The organism is Pseudomonas oryzihabitans, from assembly GCF_032027545.1.
In the GTDB taxonomy this organism is placed as follows: domain Bacteria; phylum Pseudomonadota; class Gammaproteobacteria; order Pseudomonadales; family Pseudomonadaceae; genus Chryseomonas; species Chryseomonas oryzihabitans_F.
Genome location: NZ_JAVSJB010000034.1, coordinates 1 through 21,815, shown reverse-complemented (window position 1 = coordinate 21,815; position 21,815 = coordinate 1). Strand labels below are relative to the sequence as shown.

Sequence of the window (21,815 nt, the reverse complement as noted above, 5' to 3'; positions counted from 1 at the left end):
CCCGGGGCTCCTGGAAGGCTGTGTTGGTGGCGCTTCCAGAATTCCGGGAACGCCCCGGATGAACAACCTACTGAGAGATCACAGCTAGCCCCCTTCCGGATCAGGCGCTTATGCTCTTGCACCCGGGGTCTCGAGTTCCGGATCGATCATCTCTTCGAGCAAGGCGTTCATCTGGTGTAATAGCTCAGGGGATGATGGGTCCCAGGCCTAGCGAATCCCATGGTTTCCAGCGCCAGCTGCTAAACGCGCGCAGCGCAGGTCAGCAAGCGAAGGGCTAGGAGAGTCGGAATGTCGTACATATGGCTACCTCAAAATTTACAACAGAAGATGGTCGCATAAACGTTCTGGCCGATGGCGATATTGGGCGTGGATGCTCATTGCTGACCGCGACCGCCCGTTTCCCAATTCAGCATGGTGCCGACAAGGCGGGCGTAGGTCGTTACGTCATTCGGCCGTAACACGGGATAGTGTGGGAGCGGCATGTGGGCGTCTTGGTGTCTTGGCGCCTCCACAGCCCGCTTTGGCAGGAGAGCAAAGGAGTAGTTCCGTTCCGGCTGACCAGGCCGTTTATGGCGCAGACCGCATTTTCGTTGCCGAGCCGATCAGCTGGATGTACTTACCGACGCAGGTCCTAGTGTCGGATAAAAGGCTGTTCCCGCGCATCTGACTGAAAACGTAGACTTTTTTTGCCGGCATAGCCCCGTACCCAGTCGCCATCGGTCATCTGCCAGCCGCCGCCCCATTTCACACTGTACCAGCTGGTATCTCCTCGCGTTCTGAACCCGCCCTAGGTGTAAGTATCCCCGGACGTGCTGGCAGTGGCGCCCTGGGCATATCGCCGCTCGTACATCGAGCCGGAGGTGATGTCGCCTGTAACGGCAACCCTGCATTGCCATTTATGGAAGCATTGTCTTGCAGGTACATCGAATCCGCCCGGGGGCGCCGAGGTTCTCGGCGATCTCGGGGGTGCCCATCCCATCGATAACCTGGCCGCTGGTGGTGACCACTGTGGAATCGCTGGTTGGTAGCGTCGTGCCGTGCAAGCATCACAAAGCTCTGGCCGAAAGGCGTTGGGGTCCGTGAAGTCTGCAGGGAGGTAATTGATGTTGTGCAGTATCGCCGACCGCAGCGTAGACCGTGGCAAAGTCGTTCTTGAGGTACTTGGCTGCGGTGTCTTCGACCTGCCTTTGCCGGTCCGCGTTCTCAGCGGCAGCCTTGATTTCCCCGGTTGACCTTACGCAGGGCCTCGGTTCTCTCATTCATTTTGGCGCCTGATTAGGCTATGACTACCTGTAGCAGGATGGTAGCCTCATCCTGCTTGCAAGCGACCACCAGCTTCGCCAGCTGGTTCAGATAATCCCAGCGGATTTAGCGCGGGCCGAGAAGGCCTGCCGCTCGCAGTCGGAGCTATCCAAGCTTGTCATAGCGAACGGAGGTGGCCGCGACGTCGGCGCTGATTCCGTGGATCTTCTTGTGCGTATTGGCAAGAAGAGTTAGTACGTTCGGGATGGCCAGCAGGCGCAGCACCTAGATCCGGGTATGGGCCATCTGCAGGACTAGGTTATCGGCCTCGAAGATGCTTGGAACGCTATCTATGTCGATCACCAAGCTCTGGTTACGGATTTGCGATATCGCTGCCCAGCACTTACAGCTGGGCATTCGGCAGGTCCACCTCCTCGTGCAGCGTTATCGGAATTCCGGGTTCTGGCCTAGTCTCACGTAAACGCGGTTGGGCGTGAAGCTACCACGTGCGGACTAAAAGCAAACTGTGTGTCTTCGCTTTGATGCGATAGTATTACTTTGTTTGCTCAGCATCGGTTGCAATTGGCAGCTTAACTGTCGACTCAGGCACCAGACTGGGCGAGAGCTTGGCCGAACATCTGCAAGGCTTCGGCCAGCTGGGCTTCGCTGGTGACCAGGGGCGCCAGGAAGCGGATGACGTTGCGCTCGACGCCGCACTTGATCACCAGCAGCCCGGCCTGGCGGGCGCCGTCGATGACCTGCTGGGCTAGGCCGGCGTCGGGACTGTGACCATCGGCGCCGACCATCTCCACCGCCAGCATGAAGCCGCGACCGCGCACCTCGCCAATGCGGGGGTGACGCCGCTGCAGGTCGAGCAGACCGCTGCGCAGTTGCGCGCCGAGGGCGACGCCGCGGGCGACCAGGTCCTCTTCCGCGAACACGTCCAGCACCGCCAGCGCCGCGGCGCAGGCCAGGGCATTGCCCCCATAGGTGCCGCCGAGGCCGCCGGGGAGGGGGGCGTCCATGATGGCGGCGCGCCCGACCACCCCGGAGAGCGGCAGGCCCCCTGCCAGGCTCTTCGCCACCGTCACCAGGTCGGGCTGGACGCCGGTCTGCTGGAAGGCAAACAGGCTGCCGGTGCGGCCGAAGCCGGTCTGGATCTCGTCGGCGATCAGCACGATGCCGTGCTGGTCGCAGAGGGCGCGCAGCGCCTGGAGGAACTCCACGGGCGCCGGGCGAAAGCCGCCGTCGCCCTGCACCGGCTCGATCAGGATGGCGGCGACCTGGTCGGGGGCGATCTGGGTGGCGAAAACTTCGCGCAGCCCGGCCAGCGCCTGCTGCGTATCGACGCCACGGAAAGGGTCGGGGTAGGGCGCGTGATGGATGTCGCCGGGGAAGGGACCGAAGTTCTGCTTGTAGGGCTGGGCGAAGCCAGTCAAGGTCACGCCCAGCAGGGTGCGGCCGTGGAAGCCGCCGCGGAAGGCGATCACCCCCGGCCGCTTGGTATGGGCGCGGGCGATCTTGATGGCGTTTTCCACTGCCTCGGCGCCCGAGGTGAGCAGCAGCGTCTTGTAGGCCTCGCCGTTGCCGATCAGGGTATTGAGGCGGTTGGCCAGTTCCAGGTAGGGCTCGTAGGCCATCACCTGGAAACTGGCATGGGAGATTTCCCCGACCTGGCGGCGCACGGCCTCCACCACACGGGGGTGGTTGTGGCCGACGTTGAGCACGCCGATGCCGCCGACGAAATCCAGGTAGCGGCGTCCGTCCACGTCCCAGACTTCGCTGCCCTGGGCGCGAGCCACCACGACGGGATGGGCGGTGATGATGCCGCGCGGGACGCTCTGTTCGCGATAACCCAGCAGGCGGTCGGTGGCTTTGGCAGCGGAATTCATGCAGCTATCTCCAGGCAGGGGGCGAGGGTTTCAGCCTAAGCAAATGCCGGGGTCGGTAACGCTGAAGTTGCCGGCCCCGGCATCGCGATCGGCTGTTTTGCTCAGGGGTGGCGGCATTTTCGGCTGCCTGCCCGCCGTGGGTTTCAGTCCAGCCCGCCCAGGTGCCAGGCCTTGACCTCCAGGTACTCGTCCAGCCCCAGGTGCGAACCCTCGCGACCCAGCCCGGACTGCTTCACGCCACCGAAGGGCGCGACCTCCATCGACAGGGTGCCGGTATTGAGCGCCACCATGCCGAATTCCAGGCGCTCACCCACCCGCCAGGCGCGGCGCAGGTCCTGGGTGTAGTAGTAGGCGCCCAGGCCATAGGGCGTGGCATTGGCCAGCGCCAGGGCCTCGGCTTCGTCACGGAAGCGGAACAGCGGCGCCACCGGGCCGAAGGTTTCCTCGCGGGCCAGCAGCATGTCGGCCGTGGCACCGGTGAGCACCGTGGGGGCGACGAACTGGTCATGTCCGCTGGGCAGGCCGCCGAACAGCGCCTTGGCGCCCTGGGTCAGGGCGTCGTCGACATGGCGCGCCACCTTGTCCACCGCCAGGCGATTGATCAGCGGGCCCAGGGTCACCCCGGCCTCTAGGCCGTTGCCCACCTTGAACTTGGCCACCTCGGCGGCCAGCCGCTCGGCGAAGCGATCGTGGATGCCGTCCTGGACCAGGATGCGGTTGGCGCAGACGCAGGTCTGGCCGGCGTTGCGGAACTTGCTCTGCAACACCCCGGCGATGGCCAGGTCCAGGTCGGCGTCGTCGAAGACGATGAAGGGCGCATTGCCACCCAGCTCCATGCTGGTGCGCTTCACCGTGGCCGCGCATTGCGCCAGCAGCAGCTGGCCGATCCGCGTGGAGCCGGTGAAGGACAGCTTGCGCACCGCCGGATTGCCGGTCAGCTCGCCACCGATACCGACGGGCAGCCCGGTGACCACGTTGAAGATCCCGGGCGGAAAACCGGCCCGATCCGCCAGCTCGGCCAGCGCCAGGGCCGACAGCGGGGTGAGGTCCGAGGGCTTGATCACCACCGGGCAGCCGGCCGCCAGGGCCGGCGCGGCCTTGCGGGTGATCATGGCATTGGGGAAGTTCCACGGGGTGATGGCGGCGGCCACGCCCACTGGCTGCTTGAGCACCAGCACCCGGCGATCCCGGGCGGGGGCGGGCAGGACATCGCCGTAGCTGCGCCGGGCTTCTTCGGCGAACCATTTGACGAAGCTGGCGCCGTAGGCGATCTCGCCGCGGGCCTCGGCCAGCGGCTTGCCCTGCTCCAGGGTCATGAGCAGGGCCAGGTCGTCCTGGTGTTCCAGCATCAGCGCATGCCAGCGCTCCAGCAGCGCCGCGCGTTCGACCGCGGGACGCTCGCGCCAGGCCGGCCAGGCCGCTTCCGCCGCGGCGATGGCGCGGGCGGTTTCGGCAGCGTCCAGCGCCGCGACCTGGGCGATCACCTCGCCGGTGGCGGGGTTGTCCACGGCGAAGGTGGCGCCGTGGTCGGCGCCTATCCAGCGGCCGTCGACATAGGCCGATTGTTGGAACAGGCGAGGATCACGCAGATCGAGGTGCAGCGGCATGGTGGCGCTCCCAGTGGCAGGTCAGGCCCTGAGTCTAGGGAGCGTCGGCGGTGGCCAATGCCGAATTGACCCGGTCCGAGCGGCTGGCGAACGCGTTCGCGGCGGCATTGCCGCATTTTGTGCGGTAGCGGTAGTTTCACTAATGAGGGGCCCGTTCACAGAAATAAATAAGTATAGGTTGGTATGAAGATCCTCTAGCGATCTTCATACCACGATTAATAATAGTGTGACCACCATTGGAGCACCCTAAGAGTCGCTCAAACAGACCATTACATTGGTAGAATGCTCAAAAACAGTTGATTGTGTTTTATATTTGGTTCAAAACGAAACATCTGTAAATCATTAATCGGGAATAGTGAAGAGAATTGATCACGCGCTGCGCAGGAGTTTCCGTCCATGCCCTTCCGTACCATTAAAGCCATGACCTTCGATGTCGTCGGCACGCTCATCGATTTCGAAGCCGGCATCCTCAACCACGTGCGCAAGGTCAGTGGCGAGGCCGGCGAGGCGCACAGCGACGACGATATCCTCCAGGCATACCGCTATGCCCGCGCCCGCAAGGAGGCGGGCTGGTTTCCGGACGACCTCGAACGCTGCTACCACCTCATGGCCGCGCAGCTGGGGTTGCCGGACAGCGAGGCGCATGCCAAGGGGCTGGCCCATTCGGTAAGGGAGTGGCCGGCCTTTGCGGATTCGGTCGAGGCGCTCAAGCGCCTGCGCAAGCACTTCAAGCTGGTAGCCATGACCAATGCCCAGCGCTGGGCGCTGGACTTCATGGCCAAGACTCTGGATAACCCTTTCGACTACGAATTCACCATCGACGACTCGCGCTACGAGAAACCCGATCCCCAGTACTTCGCCTTCGTCCGAGGCGCCCTGTCTGCCGACGGTATCCTGTTCGAAGACATCATCCACACCGCCCAGAGTCAGTATCACGATATTGGCGTTGCCATGCGCCTAGGTTACCCGACCTGCTGGATCGAGCGGCGCTACGACAAGCAGGGCACCGGCGGCACCCTTGAATCCGAGCGCACCGAGCCGACCCATCACTTCCGCTCGCTGGCGCAACTGGCAGACGCCGTTGACGCGGAGCTTTCGAGCCGTTCGGCCTGATCGCCTCGCTCGCCTGGTCGGCGCTGACGGCCTTGCGGGCACGCTGTCCCTTTCTTCCCTGGCAGAGGTTGCGATGATTCCCGACTCCCTCTGGAACGCCACGGCGGTACCCGCGCCGAACTTGTCGTCGCTGCAAGGCGATCACCGCTGCGATGTGGCTATCGTGGGGGGTGGCTTCACCGGTCTGGCAGCGGCGCACCACCTCGTGCAGGCCGGTCAGGCGCCGGTAGTGCTGGAGGCGAACAGCTTGGCCTGGGGGGCCAGTGGTCGCAATGGCGGCGTGGTATCGCCCAAGTTTCGCGCAAGCTTCGCCGGGATGATGGCCCGGCACGGTCGTGACGCGGCCCTGCAGATGTACCGATTGGGTTATGCCGCCATCGATGCCCTGGCGGCAAACATCGACCGCCTGGGCCTGCACGAGGCCCAGTTGCAGCTGGGTGGGCATATCGCTGCCGCCCATACCGAGCATGCCCTGGCAGGGCTGCGGAACACCGCCGACTGGATCAGCCGCGAAACCGGAGGTGCATCCTCGGTGATGATCTCCCGGGAGGAGGTCCGTGAACTGACCGGCTCAACGCTCTATCACGGCGGGCTGTTGACGCCGAAGGCCGGTGGTCTCCATCCGCTCAACTATGCCCGAGGTCTGGCGCGGACGCTGCTCGAGCGCGAAGGCCGGCTGTTCGAGCACAGCCCGGTCACCCGGGTACAGCGAGAGGGCGGCGCCTTTCGCCTGAGCACTCCAGGCGGCAGTCTGCTGGCCCGACAGGTCATCTACGCCACCAACGGCTACTCCAGTCAGACGCCGGCGACCGCCAGCCTGCACCGCCGGCTGATTCCCTTTCGCAGCGCCATCATCGCCACCGAACCGCTGGCGCCGGAGGTACTCGCCCAGGTCCTGCCGGGCGGCCAGGTTTGCGGTGATACCAAGCGGATGCTGCGTTGGTTTCGCCGGGTCGGCGATCGCGTGATCTTTGGCGGGCGTGGCGCCTTCGGCAACAACGACTCGGCAGCCGCCTTCCGCGACCTGCAGCGTAGTCTGGGCACGGTGTTTCCAGTGCTGGCCAATGTCCGCATCGACCATCGCTGGTCAGGTCTGGTCGCCATGACCCTGGACTACCTACCCCATGCCGGCCGCCTGGACGACGGTCAGTTCTATGCCGTTGGCTACAACGGCGGAGGGGTCGCGCTCTCGACCTATCTGGGCCAGCAGGTCGCTGCCCTCAGTCTGGGACAAAAGCCCGAATTCGGCCTGATGGTGGCCGAGGGTTTTCGCCCAATCCCCCTGCATGCCTTTCGCGCGCCGGGCGTCCGTCTGGCAGCCGGGTGGCAGCAATTTCTCGACGTGATCGGACGCTGATCGCCCGGCGCTGCAGGTAGCACAGAATCTGTGCATGGCCCGCTACAGAACAGCACGAAGCGATGTGGTCAGGACGCAAAAGAGCATTTCCGCGAGCAGGCCCTATGGTCAGATGACAGTGTCACCGGCTCACGGCCTCTAGGCCGCAGGAGGAATCATGCAGGGCTTTAACGAAGGCTTCGAGTCCGTCACCATCGAGCGGGTGTGCAAGCACTACGGCACCCTCAGGGCACTGGACAATGTCGACCTCAAGGTCGAGGCAGGCGAATTCATGTCACTGCTGGGGCCGTCCGGCTCCGGCAAGACCACCTTGCTCAGCATCCTCGGCGGCTTCAATCGCGTGAGTTCCGGCCGAATCCTCTTCGGTGACCGCGACGTGACCCTGATGCCGCCGCACCGCCGTGACATCGGCGTGGTGTTCCAGAACTACGCGCTGTTCCCGCATATGAACGTGCTGGAAAACGTCGCCTTTCCGCTCAAGGCGCGTGGCGAGAAGGCGGCCAGTGCCCGCGAGCGGTCGCTACGCGCCCTGGCCACGGTCGAATTGAAAGGCTACGAAGACCGCGATATCGCCGCGCTATCCGGTGGTCAGCGCCAGCGGGTGGCACTGGCCCGGGCCATCGTCTTCGAGCCCAGGCTGATTCTCATGGACGAACCCTTGTCCGCGCTGGACAAGCAGCTGCGGGACGTCATGCAGATCGAACTGCGCGCCCTGCACAAACGCCTGGGTGCCACCATGGTCTACGTCACCCACGACCAGCGTGAAGCCCTGACCATGAGCGATCGCATCGCCGTGATGAAGGGCGGCCGGCTGGTCCAGGTGGACACCCCACGACGCCTGCACGATCATCCAAGCGACGATTTCGTCGCCAGCTTCATCGGCGAAAGCACCCTGTTGCCGCTGGCCCGGGGTAATGGCGGCGAATTGCTGTTGGGCCAGACGCCCCTGTGTACGGCACGTCCCGTTCCGCTTTCCGGAGATCTCTTCCTGGCCGTCCAGGCCGAGAAGTTGCTGCTGGACAGCGAGACGGCGGGCGGCGACTGGAACCGACTGCGTGGTCTAGTGACCGACATCCTCTTCCAGGGCGAAAGCCTGAAGATCTTCGTCGAACTCGAAGGCAAGCAGCGCATCAGCTTCCGCCAGTCCAGCCACCACGAAGGCAATCTGCGGCTGCCGCAGATCGGCGCTCCGTTGTCGCTGCGTCTGCATCCAGAAGACACCATCGTGGTACCCAGAGCGGCCTGACAAGGGCTGGGGCGAGCCGCCTTTATCAAGGCGGCCTCGGTTCTGATGTTTCGTGGCGTTCGATAGCCGGTTGGCCGAATCCGCAGCCCTATCCGCGGCCATGGGCCGCTCCTACAGTCGGGGTGGCGTTGTAGGAGCGTCCACGATCGCTAGATCGTCATGGTCCCGATAGCAGGCCTGAGTCCAGTTTCAGGCGTCACGCTGCCCATGCCTTTGCAACAGGTCAGGCAAAGCCTTCACTGACAGTCATTGCGCCGCTGGGCGGTCCCCTCGTCAGGCCCGTTCCTTGCCGCCACGCCCGGCGATCAGCACCATCAACAGGGTAATGGCGATCAGCAGGGTGCTGATCGCGGCGATGGTCGGATCGATCTCGTCGCGCAGCGTGGTGAACATCCGCTTGGTGAGGGTCTCGTTGCTGCCACCCGAGATGAACAGCGCCACCACGGTTTCATCGAGCGAGGTGATGAAGGCGAATAGTGCTGCCGAGACCACGCTGGGTTTGATCTGCGGCAGCGTCACCGCCATGAAGGCGCGGAATCGGTTCATGCCCAGGCTGCGCGCGACCATTTCCTGGGTCATGTCGAAGTTGCGCAGCCCGGCCAGCACGGCAATGATCACATAGGGCAGCGCCAGCATGATGTGCGCCAGGACCAGCCCGGACAGCGTGCTGATGATGCCTACCCGTGCATAGACGAAGAACACCCCCGCGGCGATCAGGATGATGGGCACCATCATGGGCAGCAGCAGGATGAGCTGCAGTGTCCGCATGATCCGCAGCGACGAATTGCTGGTGGCGTAGGCGGCGGCGATGCCGATCGGCAGGCTGATCACGGTGGTGGCCATCGCGGTGATGAAGCTCACCTTGGCCGCCGACATCCATTCCAGGCTATCGAAGAAGGCCTGGTACCAGGTCAGCGAATAGGCCTTGGGCGGAAACTGCAGAAAGCGCGCCTCGGAAAACGACATAGGCACGACGATCAGGATCGGCAGCACCAGATACAGCAGGATCAGTGCTACCAGCAGCGTGAACAGCAGGCGCGAGGGCTTGAGCGCTTGGCGAATGTTCATTAGCGCACCCCCAGTACACGTTCGATGGGAATCACCTTGTTCACTGCCCAGAAGATCAGGAACACCACGGCCAGCAGCGTCAGGCCGACTGCGCTGGCGGCGCCCCAGGCGTGATAGAGCTCGACGTTGCGCTGGACCAGCATGGACACCAGGACGGTGCGTCCGCCGCCGAGCAGTTCCGGCGTGATGAAGAAGCCGAGGCAGATGACGAAGACCAGGATCGAGCCGGCCATCACCCCTGGTGCGGCCATGGGCAGGAATACCCGGCGAAAGGTGTAGAAGGGCCGGGCGCCCAGGCTGTCGGAGGCGAGCAGCAGGTCGTTGGGGATCTTCTTCATCACCGAGTACAGCGGCAGCACCATGAAGGGCAGCATGACGTGCAGGGTGCCGATCACCGTACCGGTCGCATTGTGCACCAGCTCCAGGGGCCGGCTGATGACGCCCAGGTCGATGAGCGTCTGGTTGACCACGCCGCGACGCTGCAGGAGCACCAGCCAGGCATAGGAGCGGACCAGCACGCTGGTCCAGAACGGCAGGATCACGCAGAGCAGGATGACGCTCGACAGCAGGCCGCGGGTGCGGGCCGCGGCATAGGCGATGGGAAAGCCCAGCAGGATGGACAGGGCGGTCACGATGACGCTGATCTGCAGCGTCGTGCCAAAGGTGTCCCAGTAGATGGCTTCGGTGAGGATGCGGGTGTAGTTGGTCAGGGACAGGCCGTCTTCACTCTGTACGGATTGCAGGCCCAGCCAGAACAGAGGCAGCACCAGCAACACGACCACCATCAGCAGGGCGGGCATCAGCAACAGCACCATCGTCAGATGCTCGCGGCGCTCCTCCCGGGCTATCGCCGGGCTGGTGAACAGCGCCTGCGGCGGTGCTGGCACGGCGTTGCCAGGCAGCGGCTGGATCGTCGTCAATTGAGTCATGGCGTGGCCCTCCGCTCACTTGGCCTGGACGAAGGACAGCCAGCGTTCTTCGGCTTTCCCGCCCTCCGCCGAAGCCCACCATTTGGCCGAGAGCACCGCCTGCTTGGCCAGGTTTTCCGGCGAGGAGGGCAGCACCGCCTGCCGGGCCGCCGGGACGGTGCCGGTCGCGAAGGCCTCCGGATTGAGCGGGCCGTAGTCGATGATCATCGGCAAGGCCGCCTGCAGCTTGGCGCTGATGGCCTCGTTGACGAACTTCATCGCCGCGTCCCGGTGCCTGGTGCCCTTCAGGACGCAGAGGGAGTTGGTCTCCAGGATGCCGTCGTTATAGGTAAAGGCGACCGGCGCTCCGGCGGCCTGCACGGCCGAGGCACGACCGTTCCAGATCTGCACCATATCCACCTCGCCATCGCTGATCAGCTGCGCCGACTGGCCACCGGAAGTCCACCAGGTAGTGATGTGCGGCTTGATCTCCTCCAGCTTTTTAAAGGCGCGCTCGACATCGAGTGGATAGAGCTTGTCCGCCGGTACGCCATCGGCGCGCAAGGCGATTTCCAGGGTAGGGCGCGGTAGATTGCGCAAGGCGCGGGCGCCTGGAAAAGCCTTGGTGTTCCAGAAATCCGCCCAGGTCTTGGGCGCGCTTTTCTCGTCGAAGGCATCGGTCCGGTAGGCCAGCACCGTGGAGTAGCTGATATAGCCGGCCATGTAGTCGTCCTTCAGCTCGGCGGGCAGCTTGGCGAGATTGGGGATGAGCTGGGGATCCAGTTTCTCGAACAGGCCTTCGGCCTGACCGCGGACGCAGTCACCGGTAGGCAGATCGACCACGTCCCAGCTAACGCGCCCGCTTTCGACCTGGGTCTTGATGATCGGATAGGCCTTGGGCGAGCTGTCCTGCTTCAACGTCAGGCCCAGATTGTGCGCGGCCGGGTCCAGAATGGCCTTGGCCTGGGCGTCCTGATAGGCCCCACCCTGGGAAACGAAGGTGATCTCTTCCGCGCCGCTGGCGGTCGCAAGAGTTGCCAGCCCGAGGGCGACGACTAGCGCGGTGACCTGTGTGCTGAGGTGAGACATGGTCGATCTCCTAGTTAAGGCAGCACTTGAGAAAGGCGGAACCTTTTTTCTAAACCCTCTATGTTGCTTACGGGGATACTCACCTTTGGCCACTGTAACGATTCTGTGAAATACAAATGCGCCGGAATTTCGGTTACGGAAGCGTAATCTCCCGTATTGTGGGAGGTTCGCGACACGAATTGTTTTAGGACAGCTTTGACGGGGTAGTGATGGATGAGATCTGAGCAACCGAGCCTGGTGAGCTGGTCTTTCCCGCGTTGAGTGGGCACTGAATTGCGCTAGATAGTGTCCGCCGCAAGGAGTGCTCATGAGACAGACCAGACGACGTTTTCCGAAGCGTCGTTGGCTAAGCTCGATCAATGCGAGCGCTCGTGTTCCTCGGCCTCAAGAGCGCGATAGCCTTTTTTAGGATCAATTTCTCCCACTCCAAGCGATTGATCCGCGCTTCCAACTCCTGGATTCTCTGCTGCTCAGGCGTCAATGTCTTGATCGTCGGTATGACTCCACAGCACTCTATCTACAGTTGATTGACCCAGTGTCGTAGCGCCGACTCGACCAGCCCTAATGCGCGGAGTGCTTCAATGCAGCTGTAGCCCTGATCCAGCATCAGGCTTGCAGGCTCGAACTTAAACTCGGGCCTGAAAGAACGACGTTGTATGCTCTGTGAATACCCTTGTGTGGCCATCATTTTCGCCTAAAAAGGTATCCGGAATGGGTAGAACACTGCAGTTGAGTTGGGAGACATTCTTAGCGTCACACAGGATGCTTAAGACCCTGCTATTAGCCTTATACATCAAAGCAGCTTGCCCGGGTTCATCAGTTGATTCGGATCTAGCACCTGTTTAATGCGCAGCATCAATTCCATTTCCAGTGGATCCTTGTAGCGCTTCAATTCATCCCGCCGTAGCTGGCCGACGCCGTGCTCTGCGCTGATGCTGCCCCCAAACCGTGCCACCTGGTCATGGACCAGGCGATTGAGTCGCTCGATGTGCCTATCGTAGTCGGATGGCGGAATATCCTTCGGCAGCAATACGTTGTAGTGAAGGTTGCCGTCGCCAATATGGCCGAAATTGATCAGGGGAAAGTCGGTGGCATAGGCGGCCACCAGGGCATCGGTTTGCTTGATGAACGCCGGCAGCGCTGATATCGGCAAGGCGATATCATGCTTGATGGCTTTGCCAGCTCGTAGCTGGGCCTGGGAAATCCCTTCCCTTAGCCGCCAGAAGTCTGCGGCTTGGGTTTGATTGCTGGCCAGGGTAGCATCGGTGATCAGGCCGGCCTCGAGGGCTTCGCCCAGGACTGCGGTCAGAAGTTCTTCAAGCTGCGCAGGGTGGGTGTCGGCCAGTTCGATCAGCCCGTTGTAAGGCGCCGGCTCTTGCAGGGGATGCCTGGCGCCGTCGACGTGCTCGACTATCAGCCGCAAGCAGGCCGCCGAAAGCATCTCGCACGCCACCACTCGTTCACCGCAGCGGCTGCGCAGCAGGGCGAGCAGTTTGGTCAACTGTCCGGTGGTGTCGCAACCCACCCAGGCCTTTGCCCTTCCGGTTGGCCGCGGATAGAGCTTGAGCACCGCTCCCGTGATGATCCCCAGCGTGCCTTCGGAACCGATGAAGAGGTCGCGAAGGTCATAGCCAGTGTTGTCCTTGCGCAGGCTGCGCAAGCCATTCCAGATGCGCCCATCCGGTAGCACCACCTCGAGTCGTAGTGCCAGCTCCCGGGTATTGCCGTAGCGCAGCACTGCGGTACCGCCTGCGTTGCTGGCCAGGTTGCCCCCGATGCTGCAGCTACCTTCCGCGCCCAGGCTCAGCGGAAAATACCTGCCGGCTTCAGCGGCAGCGGCCTGAACGTCTGCCAGCAGCACGCCCGCATCGACGGTCAGGGTATCGTTCACCGGATCGACCTGGCGAATGCTGCGCATCCGGGTAAGGCTGAGGATGACCTGGCTGCCACTGGTATCCGGGGTGGCGCCGCCACTCATGCGCTGGAGGACTGCCCGATAGCTCGCCAGGCCCGCGCAGCCCAGGATCAGGACGTCCGCATGGTGGGTGGCGATGAGCCTGGCGCCCACTTCGAGCAGGCGCGCCTGGGTGGTGGCCTGCTCCTGCAAGGCTTCCATGCGCAAGGCCAAGGCGCATTCGCCGGCGAAGCGCGATGCCACGCCCATGGCCGCGTAACTGCGCAGATGGCGGCTGCGAGCAGCGTCCGTCATGGCGATGACGCCAAAGCGTTCGCCCTGCTCCAGCGCTTGCAGGATCGCACTCTCACCGATTCCCAGTACCGGCGTTCGGCATTGTTCGCGAAGCAGGGCGAGCCCAGGATCGCTGAAGCAGGCGATCACGAACGCCGAGGCGGCGGCGTCGTGCTCCTGTGCCAGTTCAGCCAGGGGGCCTGTAACCCTGGCGATGTCGCCCTGGCTCTGGACGGCATCCGGTCCGTTGAGCAGCGTGAGGCAATCAATCGGCGGCCCGCCAGCGAGACGAAACCGGTCGATGGCCTGATCGATGCCCCGGGTGACGGCCGCGCTGCGATTGGGGTTGATGACGAAGATCGGATCGAACATGAGGCTGGCGTCCGGCTGGATTCGATGGCCTCGAGTGTATCGCCGCCCGCTTGGCCGGCTGTTTGCTTATTTATCCATCACCCTTAACCTCATCTTATGGCTCGGTGGTTGGATGAGCCTGTGCGGAGTGAGCTTTGTCCTTGAATCTTCGTCAGATCGAAGTGTTTCGTGCGGTCATGACAACCGGCTCCATCAGTGGTGCCGCGCGGCGGTTGATCGTCTCCCAACCCGCCGTGAGCCGGCTGTTGTCCTATACCGAAAGCCGCATTGGCTTCCTCTTGTTCGAGCGGGTGAAGGGGCGCCTGTACCCCACGCCGGAGGCGAAGAAACTCTTCCGTGAGGTAGAGCAGGTCTACCTCGCGGTGCAGAAGGTGAATCTGCTCGCCCATGAATTGGCCGAGCGCTCGCAGGGGACGGTGCATATCGTGTCGAGCCAGAGCATCGGGCAGATGCTGATCCCCCAGGCAATCGCGCGGTTCCGGCACCTGCATCCACAGGTGAAATGCCTGTTCGAGAATCTCAACTACGCGCACCTACTCGAAAGTCTGGTCAGCCAGCGCGCGGACTTGGGGGTGGTGATCCTGCCGATAAATCACCCCAATCTGCACGTGACGCCCCTGTGCAGCGGGCAACTGGTCTGCATCTGCCCGTACAACCATCCATTGGCCAGGCAATCGACGCTTTCGCTGGCCGATCTGTCGCCCTTTCCCTTGATTTCCTACGACCGGGAGACGCCCTTCGGTACCATGGTGGCCCGGATGTACGAAGCGGCCGAGTTGCCAATGCGCATCGATATCCAGGTCGGCTCACCGCAGAACGCCTGCGCCCTGGTGCAGACCGGGGCGGGAGTGGCGTTGGTCGATGAGTTCTCGGTGCGTAGCTGGCCACAAAGCCAGTTAGTGGTCCGCTCGGTCGCAAATACGTGCACGGTGGTGGCCAATCTGGCGCATAGCCGCTTCGAGCCCTTGTCGGGTCCCGCCCAGGCGTTCGCCGGCTGCTTGAGAAGCCTCATGCATGAACAGGGATTTGCCGTGACGCTTTAACAAGACGTTATGACGTGGGCATGAAAAGGCATGCGACGGCCCAGCCCGTACGTAGCAAGAATGCAGGCGTCGTTTCACTTCCAGGACATCTCTCATGTTCGACGCACGCCAAGCCACCGGCATCTACACCATCTGCCCGACCCCCTTCGATGACGAGGGCGAACTGGACCTCGCCAGTATTCACAGCCTGGTGGATTTTCAGGTCGAGGCCGGCGTGAAAGGGCTCGCTGTCCTAGGCTTCCTGGGCGAGGCGCACAAGCTGACGGGTGCCGAGTGTCATAGCGTCGCCAAGACCTACGTGGAGGCCTCCGCTGGACGCCTACCGGTTTGGGTCGGTGTGCGGGCGCTGGGCCTCGCCGGCGCCATCGAGCAGTCCCGCGAGGCCCAGGACTTGGGTGCCAGCGCCGTGTTCGCTGCACCGCTCGACGGCGCGAACGACGCAACTACTACCAGGCCTTGGCGAAGGCGGTAGACATCCCGGTCATCATTCACGACTTCCCCGGTTCTTTCGGCACCGAAGTCAGCACCGAAGTAGTTGCTCGGCTAGGGCTGGAGGGCGGGGTCAACCTCATCAAGATGGAAGAACCCCCGGTAGGCCCCAATATCACCCGCATCCGGGAACTCGCTGGCGACAGCATGCGCATCTTCGGCGGCCTGGGCGGCGTCTATCTGCTCGAAGAACTGGAGCGTGGCGCCGTGGGCACCATGACCGGCTTCGCCTTCCCGGAAATCCTGGTCGCCATCTACGAGGACTTCAGCGCGGACGACGTCGAGGCGGCGGCGGCCACGTTCGACCGCTATTGCCCGCTGCTTCGCTACGAATTCCAACCCAAGCTGGGTCTGGCCCTGCGCAAGTGCATCTACCAGCGCCGGGGCATCATCGGCAGCACCTACGTACGGGCCCCGGGGATGAATATCGATCGTTACACCATGGCCGAGGTCGAGCGTACGGTCGCGCGGGTGGGCTTATCCCTCGATGTGTCGGGCCCTCAGGCCATCATCTGATTGCGGAGAGACTCATGGAACTGGGTATTGACGGTCGCACGGCACTGGTCTGTGCCTCCAGCAAGGGGTCGGGAAAAGCCTGCGCCTTCGCCTTGGCCGCCGAGGGCGTGAAGACCACGCTGGTGGCGCGGGGCGCCGATGCGCTGGAGGCCGCGGTGGCGGAGATCCGGGCCGCCGGGGGGATGGCCGTGGGTGTCGTCGGCGACATCACCACACCCCAAGGGCGTCAGCTCGTCCTGGATGCCTGTCCGCAGGTGGACATCCTGGTCACCAATGCGGGCGGACCGCCGACGGGCGATTTCCGCGATTGGGACCGGGCGCAATGGATAGCGGCGCTGGATACCAACATGCTGACGCCCATCGAGTTGATCAAGGCGTATCTGCCTGGCATGCAGGAGCGCGGTTTTGGCCGGATCGTCAACCTCACCTCCGGTGCGGTCAAGGCGTCCATTGATGTCCTGGGGCTGTCCAACGGTGCGCGGAGCGGGCTGACCGGGTTCGTGGCGGGGCTGGCGCGCAAGACCGTCGCCCACAACGTCACCCTCAATAATCTCTTGCCCGGCCCTTTCGAAACGGATCGGCTCCGACATACCGCCGAGGGGCAGGCGCAAGCCAGCGGCAAGACCGTGGATGAGGTCCTCGCGGCGCGGCGTGCCGTGAATCCGGCGGGCCGCTTCGGTCAGCCCGCCGAATTCGGCGCCGCCTGTGCCTTCCTGTGCAGTCAATGGGCGGGCTACATCACCGGCCAGAACATCCTCCTGGACGGTGGCGCCTATCCGGGCACCTTCTAACCCTATCGCTGGCACTACAGGAGACCTCCCAGGGCAGAGTTCGATCTCACCATCCGCAATGGCCTCATCGCGATGGCCAGCGAAACCTTCGAAGCGGACATCGGTATCCGGGACGGCGTGATCGTCGCCCTGCAGCAGGGACTCGAGCCGGGCACGCGGGATATCGGCGCCAAGGGCCGCTGGGTGCTGCCGGGCGGGGTGGATAGCCATTGCCATGTCGAGCAGCTGTCCGGGATGGGCGTCATGTGCGCGGACGATTTCTACAGCGCCACCGTGTCGGCGGCGATCGGTGGCACGACCACGATCATGCCTTTCGCCGCGCAGCATCGGGGCATGCTGACCGGACGTGATCAGCGACTACTCGGCACGCGCCCGGGAGAAGGCCGTGGTGGACTATGGCTTCCACCTCATTCTGACCGATCCCACGGATCAGGCGCTGCAGACCGATCTGCCCCAGTTGATTCGGGACGGCGTCACCTCGCTCAAGGTATTCATGACCTATGAGGCGCTGAAACTCAACGACGAGCAGATGCTCGACGTGCTTGCCGTCGCAGACCGCGAGGGGGCGCTGGTGATGGTCCACGCGGAGAACAACGACATCATCCGTTGGATCGTGAAGCACCTCGCCAAGCACGGGCTCACCGCTCCCAAGTACCACGCCGTCGCGCACGCACCGCTGGCGGAAGCGGAGGCGACGATCCGGGCCATCGCCCTGGCCCGGTTGCTCGATACGCCGATGCTCATCGTGCATGTCTCGGAGCGGGAGTCGGTCGAACTGATCGGCCGCGCACAACGCCTGGGCGCGCCCATTCATGCGGAGACCTGCCCGCAGTATCTGTTCCTGACCGCCGCGGATATCGATCTACCGGGCGTGGAGGGCGCCAAGTACTGCTGCAGTCCGCCGCCACGTGACGAGGCGAGCCATGCGGCGGTATGGCAGGGCCTGCTCGACGGTACGCTCGCGCTGTTTTCCTCCGACCATGCGCCTTATCGCTTCGATGAAACCGGCAAGTTGCCGCATGGGGAAAAGACCACCTTCAAGCAGATGGCCAATGGCCTGCCGGGGCTGGAGGTCCGCCTGCCGCTTCTGTTCAGCGAAGGTGTCATGAAGGGGCGCCTGACCATCAACGAATTCGTCGCCCTGACGGCGGCCAACCATGCCCGTATGTACGGCCTGCTGCCGCGCAAAGGCTGCATCGCCGTGGGCGCGGACGCGGATATCGCCCTTTGGAACCCCGATCTCAAGGTCACCATCAGCCACGCCATGCTGCACGACAACGTCGGCTACACGCCTTACGAGGGGCGTGAGGTCCAGGGCTGGTCGGAGGTCGTGGTGAGCCGGGGGCGGATGATCGTCGAGCATGGCGAACTGCATGCTCGACGCGGTTCCGGGCAGTTTCTGCGCTGTGGGGTGCCGGAACCCGTCCGGCAGGTTCCTGTTTGAGCCTGGGGGTGCTCGCCGCCGAGTCATTGCGCACCGCGGTCGACGGCACCTTCGCGCCCCATGCGATGCCATCGCTCGGAGGTGGGCTGCAGGGCTTCAACGTCGATTTAGGTCAGGCGCTCGCCAAGCAGATGGGCCGTGATATCCAGATCGACAGCGCGGAATTCTCAGGCCTTATGCCGGGACTGAACGCGGGGAAATACGACTTCATTATTGCGCCGGTAACGGTGACCGCCGAGCGCGCCAACAACCTGTTGTTCTCCGAAGGGTACCTGGACTCAGACTACACATTCATCCAGAAGAAGGGTGCCGCACCGATCACGGCGCTTGAACAGCTCAAGGGAAAAACCTTGGCGGTAAACAAGGGTTCCAACTACGAGAGCTGGGCCAAGCAGAACGCCCCGGTGTACGGCTTCAAGTTCGATGTGTACAGCAGCAACGCCGACGCTATCCAGGCGGTGCTGTCGGGGCGGGCGGATGCCAATCTGTCAGGTACTACCGTGGCGGGTTGGGCGGCCAAGCAGAATCCGCTGTTGCAAACGTCCTACACGATCAAGAGTGGCCAACTCTGGGCCATCGCCTTCCGCAAGGATGACGCGGCCGGTCGCGACAAGGTCAACTTGGCGCTGAAATGTCTGAAGCAGAACGGGACGGTGATCCGGTTGGCGGAAAAATGGTTCGGCTTCAAGCCTGGCCCCGAATCCGCGGCCGCCAAGATCCAGCCTGGCTTCGGGGTGGCGGGCTTGCCCGGCTACGAGGACAAGGACGTGGTGCTGGAGTGCCGAGCGTGAGCACGCCCCAGCCGCCCATCCTCGAACTGGTAGGTCTGCACAAGCAGTATGGCGACCTGCCGGTGCTCCGGGGCATCGACCTGCGGGTCCGCCCCGGTGAGCTGGTCTGCGTCATAGGTCCGTCCGGTTCGGGCAAGAGCACCATGCTGCGCTGCTGCAATCGTCTGGAGGAGCCGAGCGGAGGACAGGTCGTGGTCGATGGCATCGACCTGATGAGTTCGCAGGTGGATCTGAACCGCGTCAGACAGAAGATCGGCATGGTCTTCCAGCAGTTCAATCTCTATCCGCACCTCAGGGTGCTGGGCAATGTGACCCTGGCGCTCAGGCGCGTGCAAAAACTTTCTCGTAGTGAGGCCGAGCGCCGGGCGCTGGACGCCTTGCGGCGGGTGGGCTTGCTCGAGAAGGCGCAGGCCTGGCCTGGCTCGCTGTCAGGTGGACAACAGCAACGGGTAGGTATCGCTCGGGCCATCGCCATGACGCCGAAAGTGGTGCTGTTCGACGAACCCACCAGTGCGCTCGATCCAGAGCTGGTCGGCAGCGTCCTGCAGGTCATGCGCGAACTCCGGGAAGCCGGGATGACCATGCTGGTCGTGACCCATGAAATGCCCTTCGCGCGCGCCGTCGCTGACCGGGTGGTGTTCATGGAGGGCGGCGTGATCGTCGAGGAGGGGCCGCCCGAGCAGATTTTCGGTGATCCTCGCGAGGCCCGTACCCGGGCGTTCATCAACGGCAACCGCCATTGAGGTCGCGATGGACATTCACCGTTTGGTCGACACCTTCTTCAATGCCTCCATCGCCGCGCAATATTGGCCGGACATCCTCAGGGGGATGCAGGTCACCGTCGTACTGGGCCTCGCGGTTATCTTCAGTGGACTTGTACTGGGCCTGATACTGGCGCTGCTGCGGAGCAGCGAGCGGAAATGGCTGAACTTCCCCATAGTGCTATTCGCGGATGTTATGCGGTCCCTGCCGCCTCTGGTAGTCATCATCCTGCTGTTCTTCGCATTTCCATACATCGACCTGGCGATGTCGGCGTTCACGGCCACCTGGCTGGCGCTCACACTCGCCCTAGCCGCCTACGCTGAAGAAAGCCTTTGGGCTGGCATCAGCAGCGTGCCGCGCGGACAACGCGAGGCTGCCCGCAGCAGCGGGCTATCTTGGGCGCAAACCATGGGCTGGGTGATCGTGCCGCAAGCTTGGCGTATCGCCTTGCCAGGTCTGACCAATAGGGTTATCGCCATTGCAAAAAATACCGCGCTAGGCTCTGTCGTCGCGCTCAGCGAAATCATTAACAACGCGCAGTCCGCGAGCAGCAATACGGGCAATCCGACACCTTTGGTTCTTGGGGCGCTGGGCTACCTCGCAATATTCATTCCTCTCGTACTGTTCAGCCGCTGGCTGGAATCGCGCCTCGCCTGGAGACGCTGATGGACGCCTTGCTGCAGAGTTTCTTCAACATCGACATCTACCGGCAAGTACTCCCGTATCTTCTGCAGGGTCTCTGGACGACGCTTTGGTTATCGGCTCTGGTAATTCCGCTGGGCGTTGTCGGTGGCCTGGCGCTGGCGATCGTTGCCACCCAAACCCAACAGCGCTGGCTGCGGATCACAGTCGCGATTTACGTAGACCTATTTCGCGCCTTCCCGCCTTTGGTGCTGCTGATTCTTATCTACTTCGGCCTGCCTTTTCTAGGCATTGAGCCGCCCAAGTTAGTGGCCGTGGCAATAAGCTTCATGCTCAACAACTCGAGCTATTTTGCTGAGGTTTTTCGAGCGGGACTGGGTAGCATCCCGGCAGGTCAGGCGGAGGCTGCCCGGGCGAGTGGCCTTTCGGGAAGACAGACATTAACCTTCGTCCTGGTGCCTCAGGCAGTCAGGAACGTTCTGCCTGACTTGCTCGGCAATGTGATCGAGGTGATCAAGATGACCTCGCTCGCCAGCGTAGTTGCGCTGCCCGAAATGCTCAAGGCTGCTCGCGATACCCAGGCTATGCTGTATAACCCGTCACCGGTCGTCCTGTGTGCGCTGTTGTATTTGGCGGTGCTCTGGCCGTTGGTTCGTTGCCTCACCTACATGGAAAAACGGCGGCGCCTGGGGCAGAACGGCTAGGTGTGAACTAAAAATTGGTCGCGCGCTTTGTTGCTTGTGTTTGCTGCTCATGAAAGTTGAGTGCCGTTGAGAGATCGCGCCGGCGTAGCGTCCGAGCAGAAATTTCGTCCTCAACGTCTTTTAGGCGAATGCTGAGACCGACGCCCGTCTGCATACGCTCTTGGCGCAGCGCGCTGCAGGAATGACATTTAGACGCCCAAGTTTTGGAGGGTGAGCATGACTTAACCTCATGCCCGGGCACCTGGACGGGATTGGTTCATGCGGCTGAGTGAGTCCTTGGGTGATCGGATGCCGCGCCTCAAGGACGCAGTGACCTGTCCGCTCGGTACCGCAAGCCGGGGGATTGACTCCTATCCCTTTGCTGGCGGTGGGGACTAGGCCAGAGTGCTGGCGAAAGATTCTTTCGCCCCCTGGACACCGCCTGGCGCGGATCGCAGCTGCCGCTACGCCCTTGTAAAATTCTTACACGGTGGAAACGCCGGATAGCGTCCCAACGCGCTTAGGGGGCCTAGGTGTGTAAACCCAGTACGTTGTTCAGTGGCAACGGAGCT

18 protein-coding genes and 1 pseudogene are annotated in these 21,815 nt (G+C 63.0%); 12 read left to right on the top strand and 7 right to left on the bottom strand.

Features of this window, described 5'->3' with window-relative positions; translation table 11 throughout:
- Positions 1–1,844: 1,844 nt before the first annotated feature.
- Positions 1,845–3,134 (bottom strand): 4-aminobutyrate--2-oxoglutarate transaminase, encoded by a 1,290-nt coding sequence (gabT, locus tag RND78_RS26420; protein WP_312733051.1) that lies wholly within the window; start codon positions 3,132–3,134, stop codon positions 1,845–1,847.
- 143 nt (positions 3,135–3,277) lie between these two features.
- Complete coding sequence (locus RND78_RS26415; RefSeq protein ID WP_312733049.1) at positions 3,278–4,741, bottom strand: NAD-dependent succinate-semialdehyde dehydrogenase; 1,464 nt, start codon at positions 4,739–4,741, stop codon at positions 3,278–3,280.
- A gap of 396 nt (positions 4,742–5,137) precedes the next feature.
- Here RND78_RS26415 and RND78_RS26410 point away from each other — a divergent pair, with 396 nt between their 5' ends.
- The 3 genes from RND78_RS26410 to RND78_RS26400 all read left to right on the top strand — a co-directional run bounded on the left by RND78_RS26410 (position 5,138) and on the right by RND78_RS26400 (position 8,457).
- The gene (locus RND78_RS26410) at positions 5,138–5,854 is read left to right on the top strand and encodes an HAD-IA family hydrolase (protein ID WP_312733047.1); all 717 of its coding nucleotides are present in this window, start codon (positions 5,138–5,140) and stop codon (positions 5,852–5,854) included.
- Positions 5,855–5,927: 73 nt separating this feature from the next.
- Positions 5,928–7,211, top strand: a complete 1,284-nt coding sequence (locus RND78_RS26405) for an FAD-binding oxidoreductase (RefSeq protein WP_312733045.1) — start codon at positions 5,928–5,930, stop codon at positions 7,209–7,211.
- A 157-nt stretch (positions 7,212–7,368) separates the two neighbouring features.
- Positions 7,369–8,457, top strand: coding sequence for an ABC transporter ATP-binding protein (locus RND78_RS26400; RefSeq protein ID WP_312733043.1), 1,089 nt, complete (start codon positions 7,369–7,371; stop codon positions 8,455–8,457).
- 273 nt (positions 8,458–8,730) lie between these two features.
- Here RND78_RS26400 and RND78_RS26395 read toward each other — a convergent pair whose 3' ends face one another.
- From RND78_RS26395 to RND78_RS26375, 5 genes and pseudogenes are all read right to left on the bottom strand, one after another.
- Positions 8,731–9,525, bottom strand: a complete 795-nt coding sequence (locus RND78_RS26395) for an ABC transporter permease (RefSeq protein WP_312733041.1) — start codon at positions 9,523–9,525, stop codon at positions 8,731–8,733.
- Entirely contained in the window at positions 9,525–10,454 is a 930-nt protein-coding gene (locus RND78_RS26390; RefSeq protein ID WP_312733039.1) for an ABC transporter permease, read from the bottom strand. Before RND78_RS26390 ends, RND78_RS26395 begins: the two co-directional genes overlap by 1 nt.
- Before the next feature lie 15 nt (positions 10,455–10,469).
- Positions 10,470–11,522 carry an ABC transporter substrate-binding protein gene (locus RND78_RS26385; protein ID WP_312733037.1) on the bottom strand — a complete coding sequence of 351 codons (1,053 nt, stop codon included), beginning with the start codon at positions 11,520–11,522 and terminating at the stop codon, positions 10,470–10,472.
- Positions 11,523–11,907: 385 nt separating this feature from the next.
- Positions 11,908–12,207 (bottom strand): annotated as a pseudogene (locus RND78_RS26380) (transposase); the annotation flags it as partial.
- 108 nt (positions 12,208–12,315) lie between these two features.
- Positions 12,316–14,082, bottom strand: coding sequence for an FAD-linked oxidase C-terminal domain-containing protein (locus RND78_RS26375; RefSeq protein ID WP_312733035.1), 1,767 nt, complete (start codon positions 14,080–14,082; stop codon positions 12,316–12,318).
- Positions 14,083–14,216: 134 nt separating this feature from the next.
- On the opposite strand from RND78_RS26375, the gene RND78_RS26370 reads away from it, so the two are divergent.
- From RND78_RS26370 to RND78_RS26330, 9 genes are all read left to right on the top strand, one after another.
- On the top strand, positions 14,217–15,125 hold the full coding sequence (locus RND78_RS26370; protein ID WP_312733033.1) for a LysR family transcriptional regulator: 909 nt from the start codon (positions 14,217–14,219) through the stop codon (positions 15,123–15,125).
- A gap of 94 nt (positions 15,126–15,219) precedes the next feature.
- Positions 15,220–15,597, top strand: a complete 378-nt coding sequence (locus tag RND78_RS26365; RefSeq protein ID WP_312733031.1) for a dihydrodipicolinate synthase family protein — start codon at positions 15,220–15,222, stop codon at positions 15,595–15,597.
- Positions 15,582–16,130, top strand: a complete 549-nt coding sequence (locus RND78_RS26360) for a dihydrodipicolinate synthase family protein (protein WP_312733030.1) — start codon at positions 15,582–15,584, stop codon at positions 16,128–16,130. The genes RND78_RS26365 and RND78_RS26360 overlap by 16 nt, the downstream gene beginning before the upstream one ends.
- A gap of 14 nt (positions 16,131–16,144) precedes the next feature.
- The gene (locus RND78_RS26355) at positions 16,145–16,921 is read left to right on the top strand and encodes an SDR family oxidoreductase (protein WP_312733028.1); all 777 of its coding nucleotides are present in this window, start codon (positions 16,145–16,147) and stop codon (positions 16,919–16,921) included.
- Positions 16,922–17,267: 346 nt separating this feature from the next.
- On the top strand, positions 17,268–18,365 hold the full coding sequence (hydA, locus tag RND78_RS26350; protein WP_312733027.1) for a dihydropyrimidinase: 1,098 nt from the start codon (positions 17,268–17,270) through the stop codon (positions 18,363–18,365).
- Positions 18,362–19,156, top strand: coding sequence for a transporter substrate-binding domain-containing protein (locus RND78_RS26345; protein ID WP_312733025.1), 795 nt, complete (start codon positions 18,362–18,364; stop codon positions 19,154–19,156). The genes hydA and RND78_RS26345 overlap by 4 nt, the downstream gene beginning before the upstream one ends.
- Positions 19,153–19,899 carry an amino acid ABC transporter ATP-binding protein gene (locus RND78_RS26340; protein WP_312733024.1) on the top strand — a complete coding sequence of 249 codons (747 nt, stop codon included), beginning with the start codon at positions 19,153–19,155 and terminating at the stop codon, positions 19,897–19,899. The genes RND78_RS26345 and RND78_RS26340 overlap by 4 nt, the downstream gene beginning before the upstream one ends.
- 7 nt (positions 19,900–19,906) lie before the next feature.
- Positions 19,907–20,584: an ABC transporter permease subunit gene (locus tag RND78_RS26335; RefSeq protein WP_312733022.1), complete on the top strand. Its 678-nt coding sequence runs from the start codon at positions 19,907–19,909 to the stop codon at positions 20,582–20,584.
- Positions 20,584–21,264: an amino acid ABC transporter permease gene (locus RND78_RS26330; RefSeq protein WP_312733020.1), complete on the top strand. Its 681-nt coding sequence runs from the start codon at positions 20,584–20,586 to the stop codon at positions 21,262–21,264. The genes RND78_RS26335 and RND78_RS26330 overlap by 1 nt, the downstream gene beginning before the upstream one ends.
- The last annotated feature ends 551 nt before the right edge of the window (positions 21,265–21,815 follow it).